Source organism: bacterium (assembly GCA_035527515.1).
Taxonomy (GTDB): Bacteria; B130-G9; B130-G9; order B130-G9; family B130-G9; genus B130-G9.
In genome coordinates, this window is record DATLAJ010000063.1 from 36038 (window position 1) to 51017 (window position 14980).

At 55.9% G+C, this 14980-nt stretch carries 14 protein-coding genes; 5 read left to right on the plus strand and 9 right to left on the minus strand.

The window, feature by feature from the left end; genetic code table 11:
* Positions 1-251: 251 nt before the first annotated feature.
* The 9 genes from VM163_04685 to VM163_04725 all read right to left on the minus strand — a co-directional run bounded on the left by VM163_04685 (position 252) and on the right by VM163_04725 (position 9558).
* Positions 252-1727: a PQQ-binding-like beta-propeller repeat protein gene (locus VM163_04685; protein HUT03167.1), complete on the minus strand. Its 1476-nt coding sequence runs from the start codon at positions 1725-1727 to the stop codon at positions 252-254.
* Positions 1727-2350 (minus strand): thiamine phosphate synthase, encoded by a 624-nt coding sequence (locus VM163_04690; protein HUT03168.1) that lies wholly within the window; start codon positions 2348-2350, stop codon positions 1727-1729. Before VM163_04690 ends, VM163_04685 begins: the two co-directional genes overlap by 1 nt.
* A 50-nt stretch (positions 2351-2400) precedes the next feature.
* Positions 2401-3795 carry an acetyl-CoA carboxylase biotin carboxylase subunit gene (gene accC / locus VM163_04695; GenBank protein HUT03169.1) on the minus strand — a complete coding sequence of 465 codons (1395 nt, stop codon included), beginning with the start codon at positions 3793-3795 and terminating at the stop codon, positions 2401-2403.
* A gap of 19 nt (positions 3796-3814) precedes the next feature.
* Positions 3815-4282: an acetyl-CoA carboxylase biotin carboxyl carrier protein gene (gene accB / locus VM163_04700; protein HUT03170.1), complete on the minus strand. Its 468-nt coding sequence runs from the start codon at positions 4280-4282 to the stop codon at positions 3815-3817.
* Positions 4283-4295: 13 nt separating this feature from the next.
* Positions 4296-4862: an elongation factor P gene (gene efp, locus VM163_04705; protein HUT03171.1), complete on the minus strand. Its 567-nt coding sequence runs from the start codon at positions 4860-4862 to the stop codon at positions 4296-4298.
* 82 nt (positions 4863-4944) lie between these two features.
* On the minus strand, positions 4945-6060 hold the full coding sequence (locus VM163_04710; GenBank protein HUT03172.1) for a Xaa-Pro peptidase family protein: 1116 nt from the start codon (positions 6058-6060) through the stop codon (positions 4945-4947).
* Positions 6061-6355: 295 nt separating this feature from the next.
* Entirely contained in the window at positions 6356-8290 is a 1935-nt protein-coding gene (locus VM163_04715) for a hypothetical protein (GenBank protein HUT03173.1), read from the minus strand.
* Between the two features lie 265 nt (positions 8291-8555).
* Positions 8556-9047: a CBS domain-containing protein gene (locus VM163_04720; protein HUT03174.1), complete on the minus strand. Its 492-nt coding sequence runs from the start codon at positions 9045-9047 to the stop codon at positions 8556-8558.
* Positions 9040-9558, minus strand: coding sequence for an isochorismatase family cysteine hydrolase (locus tag VM163_04725; GenBank protein HUT03175.1), 519 nt, complete (start codon positions 9556-9558; stop codon positions 9040-9042). Before VM163_04725 ends, VM163_04720 begins: the two co-directional genes overlap by 8 nt.
* A gap of 256 nt (positions 9559-9814) precedes the next feature.
* Here VM163_04725 and VM163_04730 point away from each other — a divergent pair, with 256 nt between their 5' ends.
* The 5 genes from VM163_04730 to VM163_04750 form a co-directional block, all read left to right on the plus strand.
* On the plus strand, positions 9815-11191 hold the full coding sequence (locus tag VM163_04730; GenBank protein ID HUT03176.1) for a sigma-54 dependent transcriptional regulator: 1377 nt from the start codon (positions 9815-9817) through the stop codon (positions 11189-11191).
* A 298-nt stretch (positions 11192-11489) separates the two neighbouring features.
* Positions 11490-11906: a hypothetical protein gene (locus VM163_04735; GenBank protein ID HUT03177.1), complete on the plus strand. Its 417-nt coding sequence runs from the start codon at positions 11490-11492 to the stop codon at positions 11904-11906.
* Positions 11907-12773: 867 nt separating this feature from the next.
* Entirely contained in the window at positions 12774-13187 is a 414-nt protein-coding gene (locus VM163_04740; protein HUT03178.1) for a hypothetical protein, read from the plus strand.
* Between the two features lie 72 nt (positions 13188-13259).
* Positions 13260-14609 carry a type II secretion system F family protein gene (locus VM163_04745; protein HUT03179.1) on the plus strand — a complete coding sequence of 450 codons (1350 nt, stop codon included), beginning with the start codon at positions 13260-13262 and terminating at the stop codon, positions 14607-14609.
* Positions 14609-14980 (plus strand): type II/IV secretion system protein (locus tag VM163_04750; GenBank protein ID HUT03180.1); only part of this gene is annotated, 372 nt, incomplete at its 3' end. The genes VM163_04745 and VM163_04750, both read left to right, overlap by 1 nt.

A 14980-nucleotide genomic window follows, 5' to 3' on the forward strand; every position in this document is an offset into this window, starting at 1 on the left:
CTAACCCCGACTCCATCGTTCCAGTCAAACCGCCAGGGAGAACCCCAAAAGACAACTGACATCAGCATACAACATACAAAACATACGATTTAGCTGTCAAGTTTAGAATCTTGAACCATCACGGCCGATGCTAGGTTCCCCTTATTTGTGCAACGCGATAATTGCGCTCGTGAATAAGCGAGGCGCCTCAGCAACTACTTGCTCCTGACCCCGAAGCCCGCGCAACCCACCAGTCCAACCCCAAGCGACCTTTAGCCCTCAAACTCCCAATCAGCGAAGTTTATCTCGCCGATCAGCTCGTATGTGCCTGTCCTCGCAAGAGCGATGAACCAACGGCCCTTAGACAGCGAAAAACCACGATAGAACGTGAAGTCCAACAGCGACAGCGAGCGCCTCGTTGACCGAGGCTTTATGGAGACGTCTGTCTCAAAGACGCATGGAATCTGTGAGAACGTGGGGTAATAGAGCAGCTGCCCCTCCGCCCAGAGAGCGAGATAAACGTCCACGTCAAGCGTCGATGGCATCGGGTTGATGATGTAATAGAACGCACTCATTGTGTCATCGACAGAGTAAGTCGCCCTGTTGAGATGGAGCCCAATCCTGGGCGTGTAATCGGTCGAGCCACCGCCCAGCGCGTAGAGGTTGCCATCGATGTCCCCGAAGTAGAGCGTCCCGTTCTCGCTGATGGCGGGGGAGGAGATGATCTTGCTGCCGGTCTCAAACGTCCATCTCAGGTTCCCGGCCGAGTCGAGGCTGTAGAGCCGGCCGTCTAAAGCGCCGAAATAGCAATTGCCGTCCAGGTCTAGAGCGCAGGAAGAATGGACCTCGGACCCAACGTTGAAAGACCACTTGGTCCTGCCCTCAGGCCGAATGCAGTAGAGGTACTTATCGTAAGAGCCGAAGTATATCGAGCCATCAGCATAGACCGCGGGCGATGACGTGATGTCATCTAGCACTTCATATTGCCAGAATACCTCGCCGTTACTGGGCTGAAGGCAGGTCATCGTGTTGTCCCGGCATGGCACGTAAACCATCTCGCCAGGGCCTATCGCGGGCGAGCCGCTTATCCAATCATAGCCGTGATAAGACCACTTCAGCTCGCCGAACGGCGCAAAAGCATACAACCGGCGATCGTCCGCCCCAACGTAGATACTCCCGTCATCCGCAATGGCGGGCGCCGAGGCGATCCAGTCGTAGGCATCGTAACTCCAGTTCAGCGTCCCGTCGCTTCTAAACGCGTAAAAGCTCTCGGAGCGAGACCCAAAGTATATCGACCCGTCCGTCCCGATCGTCGGCGGACCGTCGTTGTAGTCGCCGGTGTCGAACTTGGCTACAAGCTCGCCGTCCAACGTCAGCCAATAAAAATTGTGATCGTAGGAGCCAAAAAAGACGCCCAGGTCCTCGGCGACGGCGGCCGTCGAGGAGATGTCGTCAAGAGCGCTGAACCTAAACGCCTCGCTTCCATCGGGGTTGAGGCAGTAGAAGTTGTCAGAGCCGACGTAGATTCTTCCCTCGGCATCGATGACCGGAGAGCACCAGAATTTGCCGCCGGTCTGGAAGACCCACTCAAGGTCGGGAACACCCGGCCCCAGCGCCATCGCCATACCGCTGTGTTTGATGTCGTGCATGAAACACGGCCATTGCTCCTGCGCCCAGATACTTGAGCTGCACAAGATGCCCACAACGACCAAGGTCGCAAGGAAAGTCATTCGCTCCGCAGACCGCATCACGCTAGGCCCTCTCCACGGTCTATGGCGGCCAAGAAATCCCTCGTTGCGCGGGCTGGGTCCGGGGCATTCAATATGGCGCTGGACACGGCTACCCCATGCGCCCCGGCCGACATCACGTCTCCCACGCGCTCCAGGGTTATCCCGCCTATCGCGAAAACAGGGACATCTATGCTGCCCGCGACGACGGCGAGTGTCTCAAGCCCGACCTCGACCGCGTCCAACTTGGTGTTGGTCTGGAACACGGCGCCACAACCCACATAGTCCACGCCCGCAGATTGCGACGCGATCGCCTCGTCCTTCGAGCCAACCGACTGGCCAATCATAGTGTTCTCAGCTCCGCAGCTGGCAAAAAGCCTCTGAACATCGGCCACCGCTGCATCGCCCTGGCCTACATGAACTCCGTGCGCACCGGCGAGAAGAGCAAGGTCAGGCCGGTCGTTCGCAAAAACCCAAGCGCCGCGCAGCCTCGCCCGCTTAACTGCCATTTGCAGCAACCAGAGGCGGTCCCTGTCCGGCATTTGCTTCTCACGAACTTGGATGAACTTGCAGTCCGCGCCGAGGACTTCTTCTGCCAGCGCTAGCGAGTGTTTGGCGCTCATTCCACCTGTTTCAAGTATCACACAGAGCCTTATAGCGTTGAAATCATAACTTCGCTGCAATTCGTCCAGCCTTAAGCGCTGCGCATTGACCTGACGCGCTTGTCCTCACGCTCCCCCTCGGCCGATGCCTGGCCAAGTAAGCGTTGCACAAACCCGGTCGAGAAGCGGCCCCTCTGAAAATCAGGGTCCCTCATAACTTCCATCTGAAACGGTATTGTGGTCTCTATGCCCTCTATCACAAACTCCTCGAGGCAGCGCTGCATCCTGGCGATGGCCTCCCTACGCGTCGGAGCGTGGACAATCACTTTCGCGATTAGCGAATCGTAGTAAGGGAGAACAACATAGTCCTTATAGATGGCGGTGTCTATCCGGACGCCGATCCCGCCCGGAACGTTGCAGGCTGTGATCTTCCCTGGCGATGGAGCGAACGTCTCCGGATGCTCTGCATTGACGCGGCATTCGAGGGCGTGGCCGTTGAACTTGACGTCCGATTGACTGAGGCTGAGCTTCTCGCCAGCAGCGATCCTTATCATTTCCTTGACAATATCTACGCCGGTTACGAACTCGGTGACCGGGTGCTCCACCTGAATCCTAGTGTTCATCTCAAGGAAATAGAACTGCCCCTGGGGGTCCATCAAAAACTCCATCGTCCCAGCGGACGTGTAGCCCAGCTTGCTCGCTGCATCGATCGCAAGAGCTCCCAAAGAATGCCGACGCCTTGCCGTTATTACAGGGGAGGGTGATTCCTCGATTAGCTTCTGGTGACGCCGCTGGATGGAACACTCGCGTTCGCCTAGATGAATAACGTTGCCGTGTTCATCGGCGAGAAGCTGGAACTCTATGTGCCGGGGCTCGCCGACGTACTTCTCGATATAGGCTCCTGGGTTGCCAAACGCTGCCGCGGCCTCGCTCTGCACGGCCTGGAATGCCCTCGGCATCTCCTCCTCGTGTCGAACTATTCTCATCCCCTTGCCGCCGCCGCCTCCAGAAGCCTTGATCAGGACAGGGAAGCCAACCTCACAAGCCGCTTCGAGCGCCTCCTTGGCGGTCTCTACCTCGCCGTCCGAACCCGGCAGAGTCGGCACCCCGAAGCTCTTCATTGTGGCCCTGGCGCTTGCCTTGTGGCCCATCAGTCTTATCAATCTTGGCGACGGGCCTATGAACTTGATCCTATGGTCCTCACATATCCTGGCGAAGCCAGGGTCCTCCGCCAAATAACCATACCCAGGATGAATCGCATCCGCACCCGTCACGAGCGCCGCACTTATGATATTACCTATGTTTAGGTAACTTCTGTCGCTCCTCGCGGGGCCGATGCAGACGCTCTCGTCAGCGAAGCGAACGTGCAGAGAATCCTCGTCAACCTCCGAATAGACAGCGACCGACTTGATCCCCATCTCACGGCACGCGCGTATGATTCTGAGGGCTATCTCCCCTCGGTTAGCAATCAATACTTTCTCGAACATCAGAGGAGCTTATCCCCTTCTATCGGGCGGGTTCGATCCACATCAAGGGCTGGCTATACTCAACGGGCTGCCCATCTTCTATCAGAATCCTGACCACTTTGCCCTCAAGATCGGACTCGATCTCGTTCATCACCTTCATCGCCTCAATGATGCACAGAGTCTTGCCCTTGGTAACATAGTCTCCCGGATTCACAAACGGCTCTGCCCCGGGAGCAGGAGCACGATAGAATGTCCCGACAATCGGCGACTTGACCACCACGGCCTCTGTGGCAGCGATGTCGCTGTCATTCTCGACCAGCTCACTCGCCGCGGCCCCAGCAAGAGCCGCCTGATCTGACTGAGCCATCGCGCTGCCCGCAACAGAAGGCGCTGCACCGTTACGTCTCAGCTTGAGACGCATGTCGCTGCCCTCGAACTCTAGCTCCGACACGTTCGACGAGACCATCAGCTGCATCAGCTGCTTGATTAGTTCAACGTCTACGCCCACTCCGCGACCAACCTTATCTTTCCTGCACGCGCTCGCAATAGCTCTTGGTTCTGGTGTCAACCCTCAACACCTCACCCTCTTCAACAAACAGAGGCACCTGAATCGCTGCCCCAGTTGACAAAACCGCCAACTTGGTGGCGCCTGAAACCGTGTCTCCCCTCATCCCCGGCTCTGTCTCTGCAACCTTGAGATTCACGAATATGGGAAGCTCCACTCCTGCCGGCAGATCGTTGTAGAACATCATCTTGACCTCAATGTTGTCCGGCATAAAGCCCCCGGCCTCGCCAACCACCTCCTCGGGAACCTCCACCTGCTCGTATGTCTCCGTATCCATGAAATAGTAAGCGTTATGCTCCTTATACAAGAACTGCATCTTCCGCTCGAACACCTCCGCCTCATTGAGCTTCTCACCTGCTCGAAATGTCCTGTCCAACACCGCCCCCGTGAACAGATGCTTCAGCTTCGTCCGAACGAATGCATGCCCCTTTCCCGGCTTTATGTGTTGGAACTCCACCACCGAGTAAGGACTCTCATCAATCTCTATCTTAGTCCCAGGTCTCAGATTATTCGATGAGATCAATCCCGACCTCCTGAAATGTTATCTACCTCACCATATAATATGGTGCGTCTGCTCCGCACTAATGTCAAAACGTTCCGCAACGTCAATCATACTTCAGAACGAAAAGCTCCTGAGAAAGCCCAGCCGAAATCCGAACCGCCCCATCATCTGTAACAACGAAGTCATCCTCGAGGCGCAGCCCGCCCTTGCCCGGGAAATACATCCCAGGCTCTATCGTGGTCAGCATGTTCGCCTGAAGCTTGGTCTCTGATATAGGCCCAAGCTGCGGCGCCTCGTGCACTAGAAGTCCGATACCGTGGCCCAGTCCGTGCCCAAACTTGTCCCCGTAGCCAGCCTCTTTGATCACGTCACGAGCGACGGCATCGACATGTTTGCCTATGGCCCCCGGCACAGCTGCTTTCGCAGCTGCGTGTTGCGCTTTCTTCAAAATGGAAAACAGGTCTTGCTGCTCTATTGTTCGCTCCCCGACCACGCAGGTCCGAGTGAGATCAGAACAGTAACCCCCATATACTGCGCCGAAATCTACGATGACAAGGTCTCCGTGCCTGAACTGGTTGTCCGACGGCTTACCATGAATCAGCGATGAACGAGACCCAGCACAGAGGATCGTCTCGAAAGAGGCCTTCTCCGCCCCAAGCTTGCGCATCTCGTGTTCAAGGTCCGCCGCAAGCTCGCGCTCTGTCCGGCCCCGGACATTCACCTGAATAAGTCTCAAGAAGGCCTCAGTCGCTATCTCGCATGCCTTTCTGGTAAGGTCTATCTCCTCCTTAGACTTCACAATCCGAAGGTCCTTAACGACCACGTTAACGGGCTTCAACTCCACGCCCAACAGCGTGTTGGCGAGATTCTGATGCGAGGAGTAGAGCATGTGGTCAGGGTCGAACCCTAGCGTCTTGACACCCATGTTCTTGATCGTCTCGCACAGAAAGTCGCTATACGTAACGCCAACTGGGAGCCTCTTTAGCGCAAAGCCCGCAACTTCCTGTTCCACCTGCTCGAAATAGCGGCCGTCCGTGATGATGAAAGCCTCAGTCTTGCCAACCAAGACGATGCCGGTCGAGCCAGAGAATCCTGACAAATACCTCACATTGGGATTGCCAACGGCGTCATTGTGTGCCGCAAAAATGGCGTCCAACCCCTGCCGGGCGAGCTCTGCTCGCACCCTCTTGAGCCGAGCGAGCGTTACCTTCTTACTCATAAAAACCTCCTTAGAAAAACTCAGATGTTCGCCAATTTGAACCACACATACTACGATTGGCGCCTCTTGACATCAAGGCGCAATTCAATCATAGAAGGCAGCCGCGGGCTCGTATGGCAGATCGAGTACCTCCATCCTAGCGGGCGTGCTGATCGTGATCATAGATGCTTTCTTTTTTGCTCAGACCAAAAAAGGAAGCGCCTCAAATGATTGAGGCGCTTCGTGGAGGGCTTCTATGAAGACCGGTAGAACCCGTTATTGGGCTCTCAGGTCAGTTAAAAATAAGCGCTGCTGCTCAGTCTTGTTCTCCCAAGTAATAGACCCTCATCGCATCTGCATAGGCCTGGGTGCCTGAATAGCGCCAAGCGGTGCCGATCAGGACCTCGTTTTCGGTGGCGGCGCCGACGTCGGCGCCATCGAGTATCTGGATCTCCACGCTGCCACGCCTATACAGCGGGTTGCCGGCGATAGCGTTCGTCAACAACGCGCTGAGGTCAAGGACAACTGTCTGATGCGGTGGCAGGACAACGCCGTCCGCGGGGTCGATTATGGTGATCGCGTAGGGTGCGTCTGTGGCCTGGTAGTCTGTGCCCGGCCACTCGTAGGCGCTTAGCCCCACCGTTGCCGAATAGCAGCAAGACGGGTTGAAGACCGCTATCTTGGTGCTGTAGTTGTCGGCCTGGGCTACGGTGTAGTAGTTGTTCACCAAAACAGAGCGCGACGCCTGCTCGGTCAGATCAGGCCACCTGTCGTTGTATTCTGCGACGCTCGGGGCATTGCCCATCAGGTTTACCGAGCTTGCGTGAATCCCGGTTGTAATGCCCTTCATGTGGGCCATGTATCCATAGAGATCTGGGTTTGAGACCTCGATGGAGCCAACCAAGTTGATCAGGATACCGGGATCGCCCGTATCCCTGTCCGGCACGTCCCGGAGGTTCAGGACATATACCCCATGAGGTGGGATATCGATGCACATCGACGCATTGGCGATGACAAGGCCTGACTTGGGGCCATTCACGTAGCTGGTAACGGAGCCAGCCGACTCGTTGAAGTCGAACGAATAGTCGGATTCATAGAAGCGAAGCGCCGTTCTCTGAGCCATATCATAAGGGTTCTTGAGGATGAGCCAGCTGGTCTCATCCAGCTCAGTGAGATCGAAATAAACGCCCCACAACCTATCGCCCCAGCAGATATTGCCCGTCCCCTTGTAGTTCAGGATGATGTCGCCCATATACATGGCATCGGTCGCATCCCAGCCGTTCTCCTGACAGTCGCCGGTGTCCTCGACGTCAACCGGCCACCAAAGCTCCTCGCTGCCAGCGCCGCTCTCCTCGGCTGTCCCATCGCCATTCTCGTCATCGAGAAGGCAGACCGCCATCCCCAGCGTCGAGCCAAGCGGCGTAGTGCAGCCTAGATACTCTATCGGGATGCGCATCTGAAAATGCCAACGCCCGGTCTTCCGTGCGTCTCCACTCGTGGCCATGTTCGGGGCAAATCCAGCTGCGTAGTCGATGCCGGACGAGACCATGAAATTGTCCGGCCACGGGGCAATCGAGTCGCTCTTGTCCCAGTTGCCCGTGCACCATCCACTCCTATCGGCCGCAACGCTGCCCGTGTAAGTGATGTCGAACGCAACCATGAACGCGCTGTCTTGGATAAAATGCGCCTGACCGGGGTCCGTGTAATGGTCAGGATCGAAGTAGAACGCGATGTTACTCGCAGCACCTGAAGCCAGCGCTGCCTTATCGATCTCGAGAGCAACGTAAAGATAGGTGGCGTCATTCATCGCCCAAATGGTGGCGATGTAGTGATCGTTGGCCTCGTAACCCACAAACGCGATCTCCTGTCCCGCCGACCGGCCTTGGTCGCTGTCGAGCCAAGATGTGCCTTCTAGGCTGAACGGCCAATCGATCGTCGCCGCATTGGGGTCATACATGGGGTCCGTCTGAGGCAGAGTGCTATCGCCCTCCTCAGGAATCGATCCTTCATACCCGGCGTTGTGGCTGCGCGCATCGTAGGTTGAACCCCAGATACACTGGACAGGGAACATCCCGCCATGCTTAACCTCGACGTCATCCCTCAGCAAAGCCTTAGGCTGATAGGTCGTAGCCTTCTGCAAAGCAGAATGAGTGCCCAGACTCACCGGCTCGAAAACGCTCCCAGCCAGACCAATATCGACCGCTGCGACAAATGCAATACAGGCAACCAGCACAACAGTTGCTCTTCTCATTAAGAGCCCTCCTCAAAGTTTCAAAATGACATTCCACCACTGCTTAGCCAGCAAAAACCAAGCAACAGAGCAAGATATCTCAGACTGTCTCCGTTAGCCTAGCGTAAGAATAAGCTACCAAAACAAGGGCTGTCAATAGCTTTTCCAAGCGCCTCGACACACTTTCTTAGATGAACCCCAAACCCCAAAGCTATCAAATTACGCACTTATGATATCCAACAGTATCAATAAAGCAAGGGCGAAATCAAGCGCGCTGCCCAAAGCACTACTCGCCCCGCAAGGCCCCGGCAACCGCCTTCAAAAGATCAAGCGCTGACACTATCCCCACCAACTTCCCATCCCTGGCCACGGGAATGCGATGAATCCCCTTCTCAGCAAGCAACGAGGCCAACTCCACAACGCCCATATCCTCGCTGGCGATGACGACGTGCTTGGTCATTATGTCCTCAACCCAACGAGGCGCATGCCCATATCGCACCTGTGGCTCACCGCCTACCTCGGGCGACGCGCTAAAGAGATCGAAGATGTCCTCGTAGTCTTTGTTGCCGGTTTGCGTGCGGATCTGCGATAACATGAGGTCTGTCTGTGAAACGATCCCGACGATTCGCCCATCATCGTTCACAACAGGCGCTCCCGTTATGTTGTGCTCGGCCAGTATCCGGCCCAGCGCCTTCAGGGACGTTGATGGCGACACGGTTACTACGTCCGGCGTCATAACGTCCTTGGCTTTCAGGCCACCGTTCTGTGACTCACTCAACTTTCGCTCCCAGCACGTCTGCAAAATGCCTCAGCGCCCATTCGTGTGAATCCTTATCGAACGATGCCACACAGTTCTTAGGCACGATCACCTCGAACCCTCTGACTCTGAGCCCGGCCACGGTGTAAAGCACACAGATATCCGTGCATACGCCGACTACGTAAACCCTCTGCGGACCAATACTATCGAGAATGCCCGAAAGCTCAGTCTTGAAAAACGCATCCAGCGTCCGCTTTCTGACGATGCGTCCAGCAAATCCCTCGAGCTCCGATATTACCCGCGACTGCTCCGTGCCCTCAACGCAGTGCGGAGGGAACATCCTAAACTCTGGATCGTCTTTGGCGTGACTGTCGCAGACGAAGACCCTCGCCGCATCGGGTTTTGAGGTGATGAGCGATATGATATTAGGAATAATAGCTCTCGCCTCATCTCCACAGTAGAGCGGGAATCCGGGCTTCAGGAACCCGTTTAACATGTCAACGACGACAATCGCATCCTTTGCCGTGCCCAAAACCACACTCTCCAGCAGCTATCTCGCTGATAATATAAGGATAACTAGGGCAAACATACGCCGAAGACAGACCGAAAGTCAAAATGGCGGCAGTTCCCAATTGATTGCCTCCTGCCCCGGCTCACTGACGGCTTTGTCAGAACGTTTGCGATAAAGCTATCTCCCACTAGATACGAATAGAGAGTTGTCGGAAGGGCCTCCTAAGGAGGCGATTAGGGAAAATCTGAAATGAGTGCGAATACGAGGGTCTCAAGTCATGGCCTCTCGCGGAAATGTTCTAGTCGTTGATGACGACGAGTCGATTCGCTCCGTTCTCTGTGAGGTCCTCGGAGAGGATGGCTTCAGCGCAACGAGCGCCTCGGGTGCGGAGGAGGCTCTGCGCAAGGTTGGCAATGGGAAAGACTTCGACGTCGTCATAACGGACGTCAAGATGAGCGGCATGGACGGGATGGAGCTCCAGCGCCGCGTCAAGGAGCGAAGCGACTACGTTGAGGTCGTGATAATCACGGCCTTCGGGGACATCCCAATGAGCGTTCAGGCGATGAAGCAGGGAGCCTTTGAGTTCCTGACAAAGCCGTTTGGCACGATTGACCATGTCGTCCTTGTGACGAGGCGAGCAGCAGAGAAGGCGCAGATGGCCAAGAAGCTCCAGAGGCTGACGGACACGTTCGAGCCGCGCGACCGTCTGAGCGGCCTCATCGGGGCGAGCGAGCCAATGCAGGCCGTATATCGCCGCGTTGTCCAGCTCGCCAAGACCGACTCGACAGTGCTCCTCTTGGGGGAGACCGGCACGGGCAAGGAGATGACCGTGCGTGCGATTCACAATCTCAGCGCAAGAAAAGATGCGCCGTTCGTTGCTGTCAACTGCGGTAGTCTGCCAGAATCACTGCTCGAGAGCGAGCTCTTCGGGCACACAAAAGGCTCCTTCACCGGAGCGTCGTCCAGCAAGTTGGGGCTGTTCGCATCGGCATCAGGCGGCTCGATCCTTCTGGATGAGATCGAGGCCGCCAAACAGGGCACTCAGATCGCCCTCCTACGGGTGCTTGACTCCATGAAGATACGGCCCATTGGCAGCAACAAGTCTCAGAAGGTCGATGTCCGTGTGTTTGCGGCGAGCAACGATGACCTCGAGGCGCGAGTTGAGGATGGTTCGTTTAGAAAGGACCTATACTACCGCCTGGTCTCAGCGATCATCACGCTGCCGGCTTTGCGGGAGCGTCGTTCGGACGTGCCGATTTTGGCCGAATACTTTCTGCGGCTCTACTGTAAGACCTATGGGCAGGCTACGAAACGGCTTTCGCCCAGAGCCAGCGAGCTGATCATGAGATACGAGTGGCCTGGCAACGTGCGGGAGCTCAAGCACGCGATAGAGCACGGGATCATCTTCTCAAGCGGTCCTGTTGTGGGACCGAAGGACCTGCCGAAGGCGATTACGTTCTGCCCCAACCACGCCTCGTTTGTTCCCTTGGCCGAGCTGGAGAAGCGGCATGTCGAGAAAGCGCTTCAGCTGAGCGCTTTCAACAAGGCGAAAGCGGCGAAGCTCTTGGGCCTAAGCAGACAGGCCTTATACCGCAAGATCGAGCGCTATGGTCTTGAGCTCGAGAGGGCAGTGACCGGAAGCGGACAGTTCTGAAACAGGATGTCTCCCTCCCCTTGGAGGCTGTCCAATAAGTGCATCTGCATACGAGAATCCCTGTGTTTAAGGATGCCTGGCCCTGGATGTAGGGGCGGTTCACGAACCGCCCTGCTCTATTGGCACAAGATATTGTGGGCGATTCGTGAATCGCCCCTACAAGAAACGCGTGTGTTCTCTTTTTATTCGATCGCCTGTCAGAGAAGGTGTTCGGAGAATGCCGGGCAGATTGGCACAATCTCTGCATAGACTATTATGGATGTAAGCAACAGCGGAAGATGCATCACAGGAGAAAGGGTTGCGAGAATTGCAGTATTCGGATGAGAAGAGGGGCCGAGATGAGTTCCCAACGGGGAGGCTCGCGGTCATAGTGGCCTCAGAGGACAGGGCTCAATGCGGCAAGATCAAAGGCATCCTGAAGGACCAGCAGTTCAGGGTGATGGATGCGCCCTTGCCGAACAGGCCCATGCCGGTAGAAAACCTGCTTACGCCCTCGGCAATCGTAGTCCAGGTTGAGCCTGACCCGGCCGAGGTCTCAGCTGAGATCGCCTCATTGCGGTCGCGAGACCCTGAGGTGCCGATCCTGTTTGCGGTTGACGCGAATACGGAACAGCTGGAGATCAGTGTTAGAAAGATGGGAGTTCAATATTACATGCTCCTGCCGGAGGAGGTGGACAGCTTGGCGGTGATCGTCAACTGTCTCGTCAGAGCGTAGGTTCTCCCGGAGGCCGAAACTCGCCATTGGCTGCGACTTTCCTGGTCACAGGATGCGGGAGTTCCCCCAAGACTTTGCCTCGGTAGATTGTGTTATTGTCTGTGAAGCGGTGATTTGGACGTTCAAAAAAGTGGAGTTGGCCAGCTCGGCTGATATGGCCCTGAAAGGGCCTGACGTGAGTAGCCCGTGTGCAACGCGGGGTTACGGTTGCATTCAAATCCATCTTCGCGACCCCAACGAGGTCGAACAAAGACCTGTGCGTGAACGTCGCGGAATCTCCGTGCCCACCCACCACCCTTCTTGAGGATCGTGCTGCTTTGGTCCCCACGCTGCGCCTTTCGGCTTGCATGGGGCTATTCACGTTCAGCCCTTTCAGGGCTGACGATGTTTTCCCCCACCTTCGAGGCCCAACGGGGTGAGTGTCCGGAAACGGACTTTGCCTGAAATCACACATAAGCAACAGCTTGGAGCAAGGCCCGGCCAGTTGGTTATGGCTCCTGCGCTGCAATTGGTCCGGATACGGACGATTCAGTTGGCTGGCGGTCTTGCGGCTTTACTGCTCCGCTAAAGCTACGCAGCACAAGTACTACTCTGCGAACAAGGCTTCCTGTGGGGACGCAGAGCAGCAACGGCCAACAAGATCGCTAAAGTGGCATGGAACATGCTCCGATAAGTGGAGAGTGAAAATGAAAGCAAGTGAGAAGGTAGCTAAGCGGAGGTATTCAACCTCGCTCATTCTGAGTAATGCGAAAGGAGGTGCTAACGGAAAGCCTGGAGGGATTTAGCCATACATCGTTTTTGATGTGTGGAGGTAACATCCGCCCGTAATTCGGGCGACCCCACAGTATTACTAATAGGAGAAAAAAAGTGGGACAACAACAACTATTGCTGATTGTGTTGAGTATTATCATCGTCGGGATCGCGGTGGTAATCGGTCTGGGCCTGTTCAGTGAGGGCGCCGACCAGGCCAACGTCGACCAGGTGGTTCAGGATGTCGTGTCCATGGGCGCACGGGCTCAGCAGTATTACATGAAGCCGGCTGCGCTCGGTGGCGGTGGTCAGTCGTTTGTGGGCATTGCAGTAGATGACATCGGCTCTGCCACAAATAGGAACGGCGACAGCTACGTTGTTTCTGGCGCGTCTGCAACTCAGGTAACAGTTACAGGCACGTGTGTTACGGCCAAGATGGACGATGACGCCACGGCGGTCAACGTTGTCGGGACAGTAACTCCGGTCAATGTTACGACAGTGATCAACAAGACGTCAGGCGGCGGAGAGTAATCAAGTATGTTGTGGGCAGGCCCAACTCGTTTTGGGCCTGCCTTTTTTATCTAACGCAAGGGGCGAGAGCAGATGGCGGAGTTTAGATACCACGGGATGAGTGCGGCCGGTCGGCCCGTTCAGGGGATGCTTGCAGCCAGCAACAAGAGGGCGGCACATCTCAAGCTTGCGGAGTTGATGCGGGCCAAGCGGTTCAGTCTCAGTTCTTTAGAGAAGAAGCGGACTTACGTTTACAGGGTCCAGAAGGGGACAGAGAAAACCGTCACAGCTGAAAGGAAGGCATATTCCCCCGAGGAGCTCGCGCGCGCCCTTCGCGCAATTGGTTACAGAGTCATATCGGTGCGGAGGAAGGTGCTTGACTTCAACATGCGTCCTCCGACCAGGGACGTGGTGATGTTCATCAGGCTCGGCGCGGACCTTTTGCGAGAGAAGCTGCCCTATGACGAGGTTCTACAGCTGTTGGGGGGTGATATCCAGAACAAGCCCCTGAGGGACGCAATTAAGGAGATCAGCAGCGACCTGAAGGACGGCAAAGAGGGGAAGGAAGTATTCGCCAAACAGGAGGGGGCGCTTGGGCGTTTTGCGGCGCACATGCTTGGCGTCGCCTCGACAAGCGGGAACATGGTGGAGATATACGAGAGCACTGCGAAGTTTTTGGAGCGGAACCAGACGTTCAAGAAGAACCTTAGAAGCGCACTCATCATGCCAATGGTGACGGTGTTTTTACTGCTGTGTGCAACGCTGTTCTATGTTGGGTACATATTCCCTAAGACGGCGGAGATGTTCCTGAAGTTCAAGATGGAACTACCTCCAATGACCAAGTTCACGCTCGCCATGAGTCATTTTTTGCAGGACCAGGCGTTCGTCATCCTTGCCGCGGTTATTGTTCCGATAGTAATTGGGTTGAGGTTCGCTTTCAGCAAGAAAGGTCGGCTTTTTGTTGATAAGTATATTATTCGGCTGCCGATCATAGGCACTGTCCTACATAAGACCAGCATAGAGATATTCTGCCGGGTGTTCACGGCGCTCTACTCAGGTTCGGGCGAGAACATCGACGTGCTCAGGACTGCGGCTGAGGCGTGCCGCAATCGCTACATGGAGCGTCAGATCAAGGAGATCACACTTCCGATGATGATCAAGGAGGGCAAGGGTCTAGTCGAGTCGCTGGAGAAGACAGGTGTGTTCACCGACAACGCGCTCAATAGACTGCGAGGCGGTGCGGAGACAGGGACGCTTCGTAAGACAGCGCTGCAAGTAGCGAACTACTACGAGAAGGAGACGACCTACAAGATGAAGGCGATCATCGATTGGGCGCAGGTCTTCGTCGCGTTTTTCGTCCTGATAGTAATGACCGCGATAACGGTTGTCTCTTCGGAGACGGCGATCATAAAGCCTAAGAGACCGGGGGTTACAACGCAATAATGTTACCTGCGCCACCCCAGGGGAGATTTGGAAGCGCTCTGGTCGATAACGGCGTCATCGACGAGGAGATACTGGACAAGGCGCTTCAGATACAGAGCTCGGAGGTCGAGGCCACCCGCCGCAAGCTTGGCGAGATACTTGTTCAGGACCTCGGGGTGGATCGGCACAGGGTCTATAAGGAGATCGCCAACATCTACGCATTCCGAACGATAGAGCTTACGGAGGGGGACCTGGAGGAGGACGGGATAAGGTTCATCAGCGACCTGATGGATAGCATCAGCGGCGAGATGCGTGGCTACCTGATCAGCAAGAAGGTTCTGCCCTACAAGCTCCACCCGGTCAAGCATGGCGTTCTGATAGTGGTGTGCGCT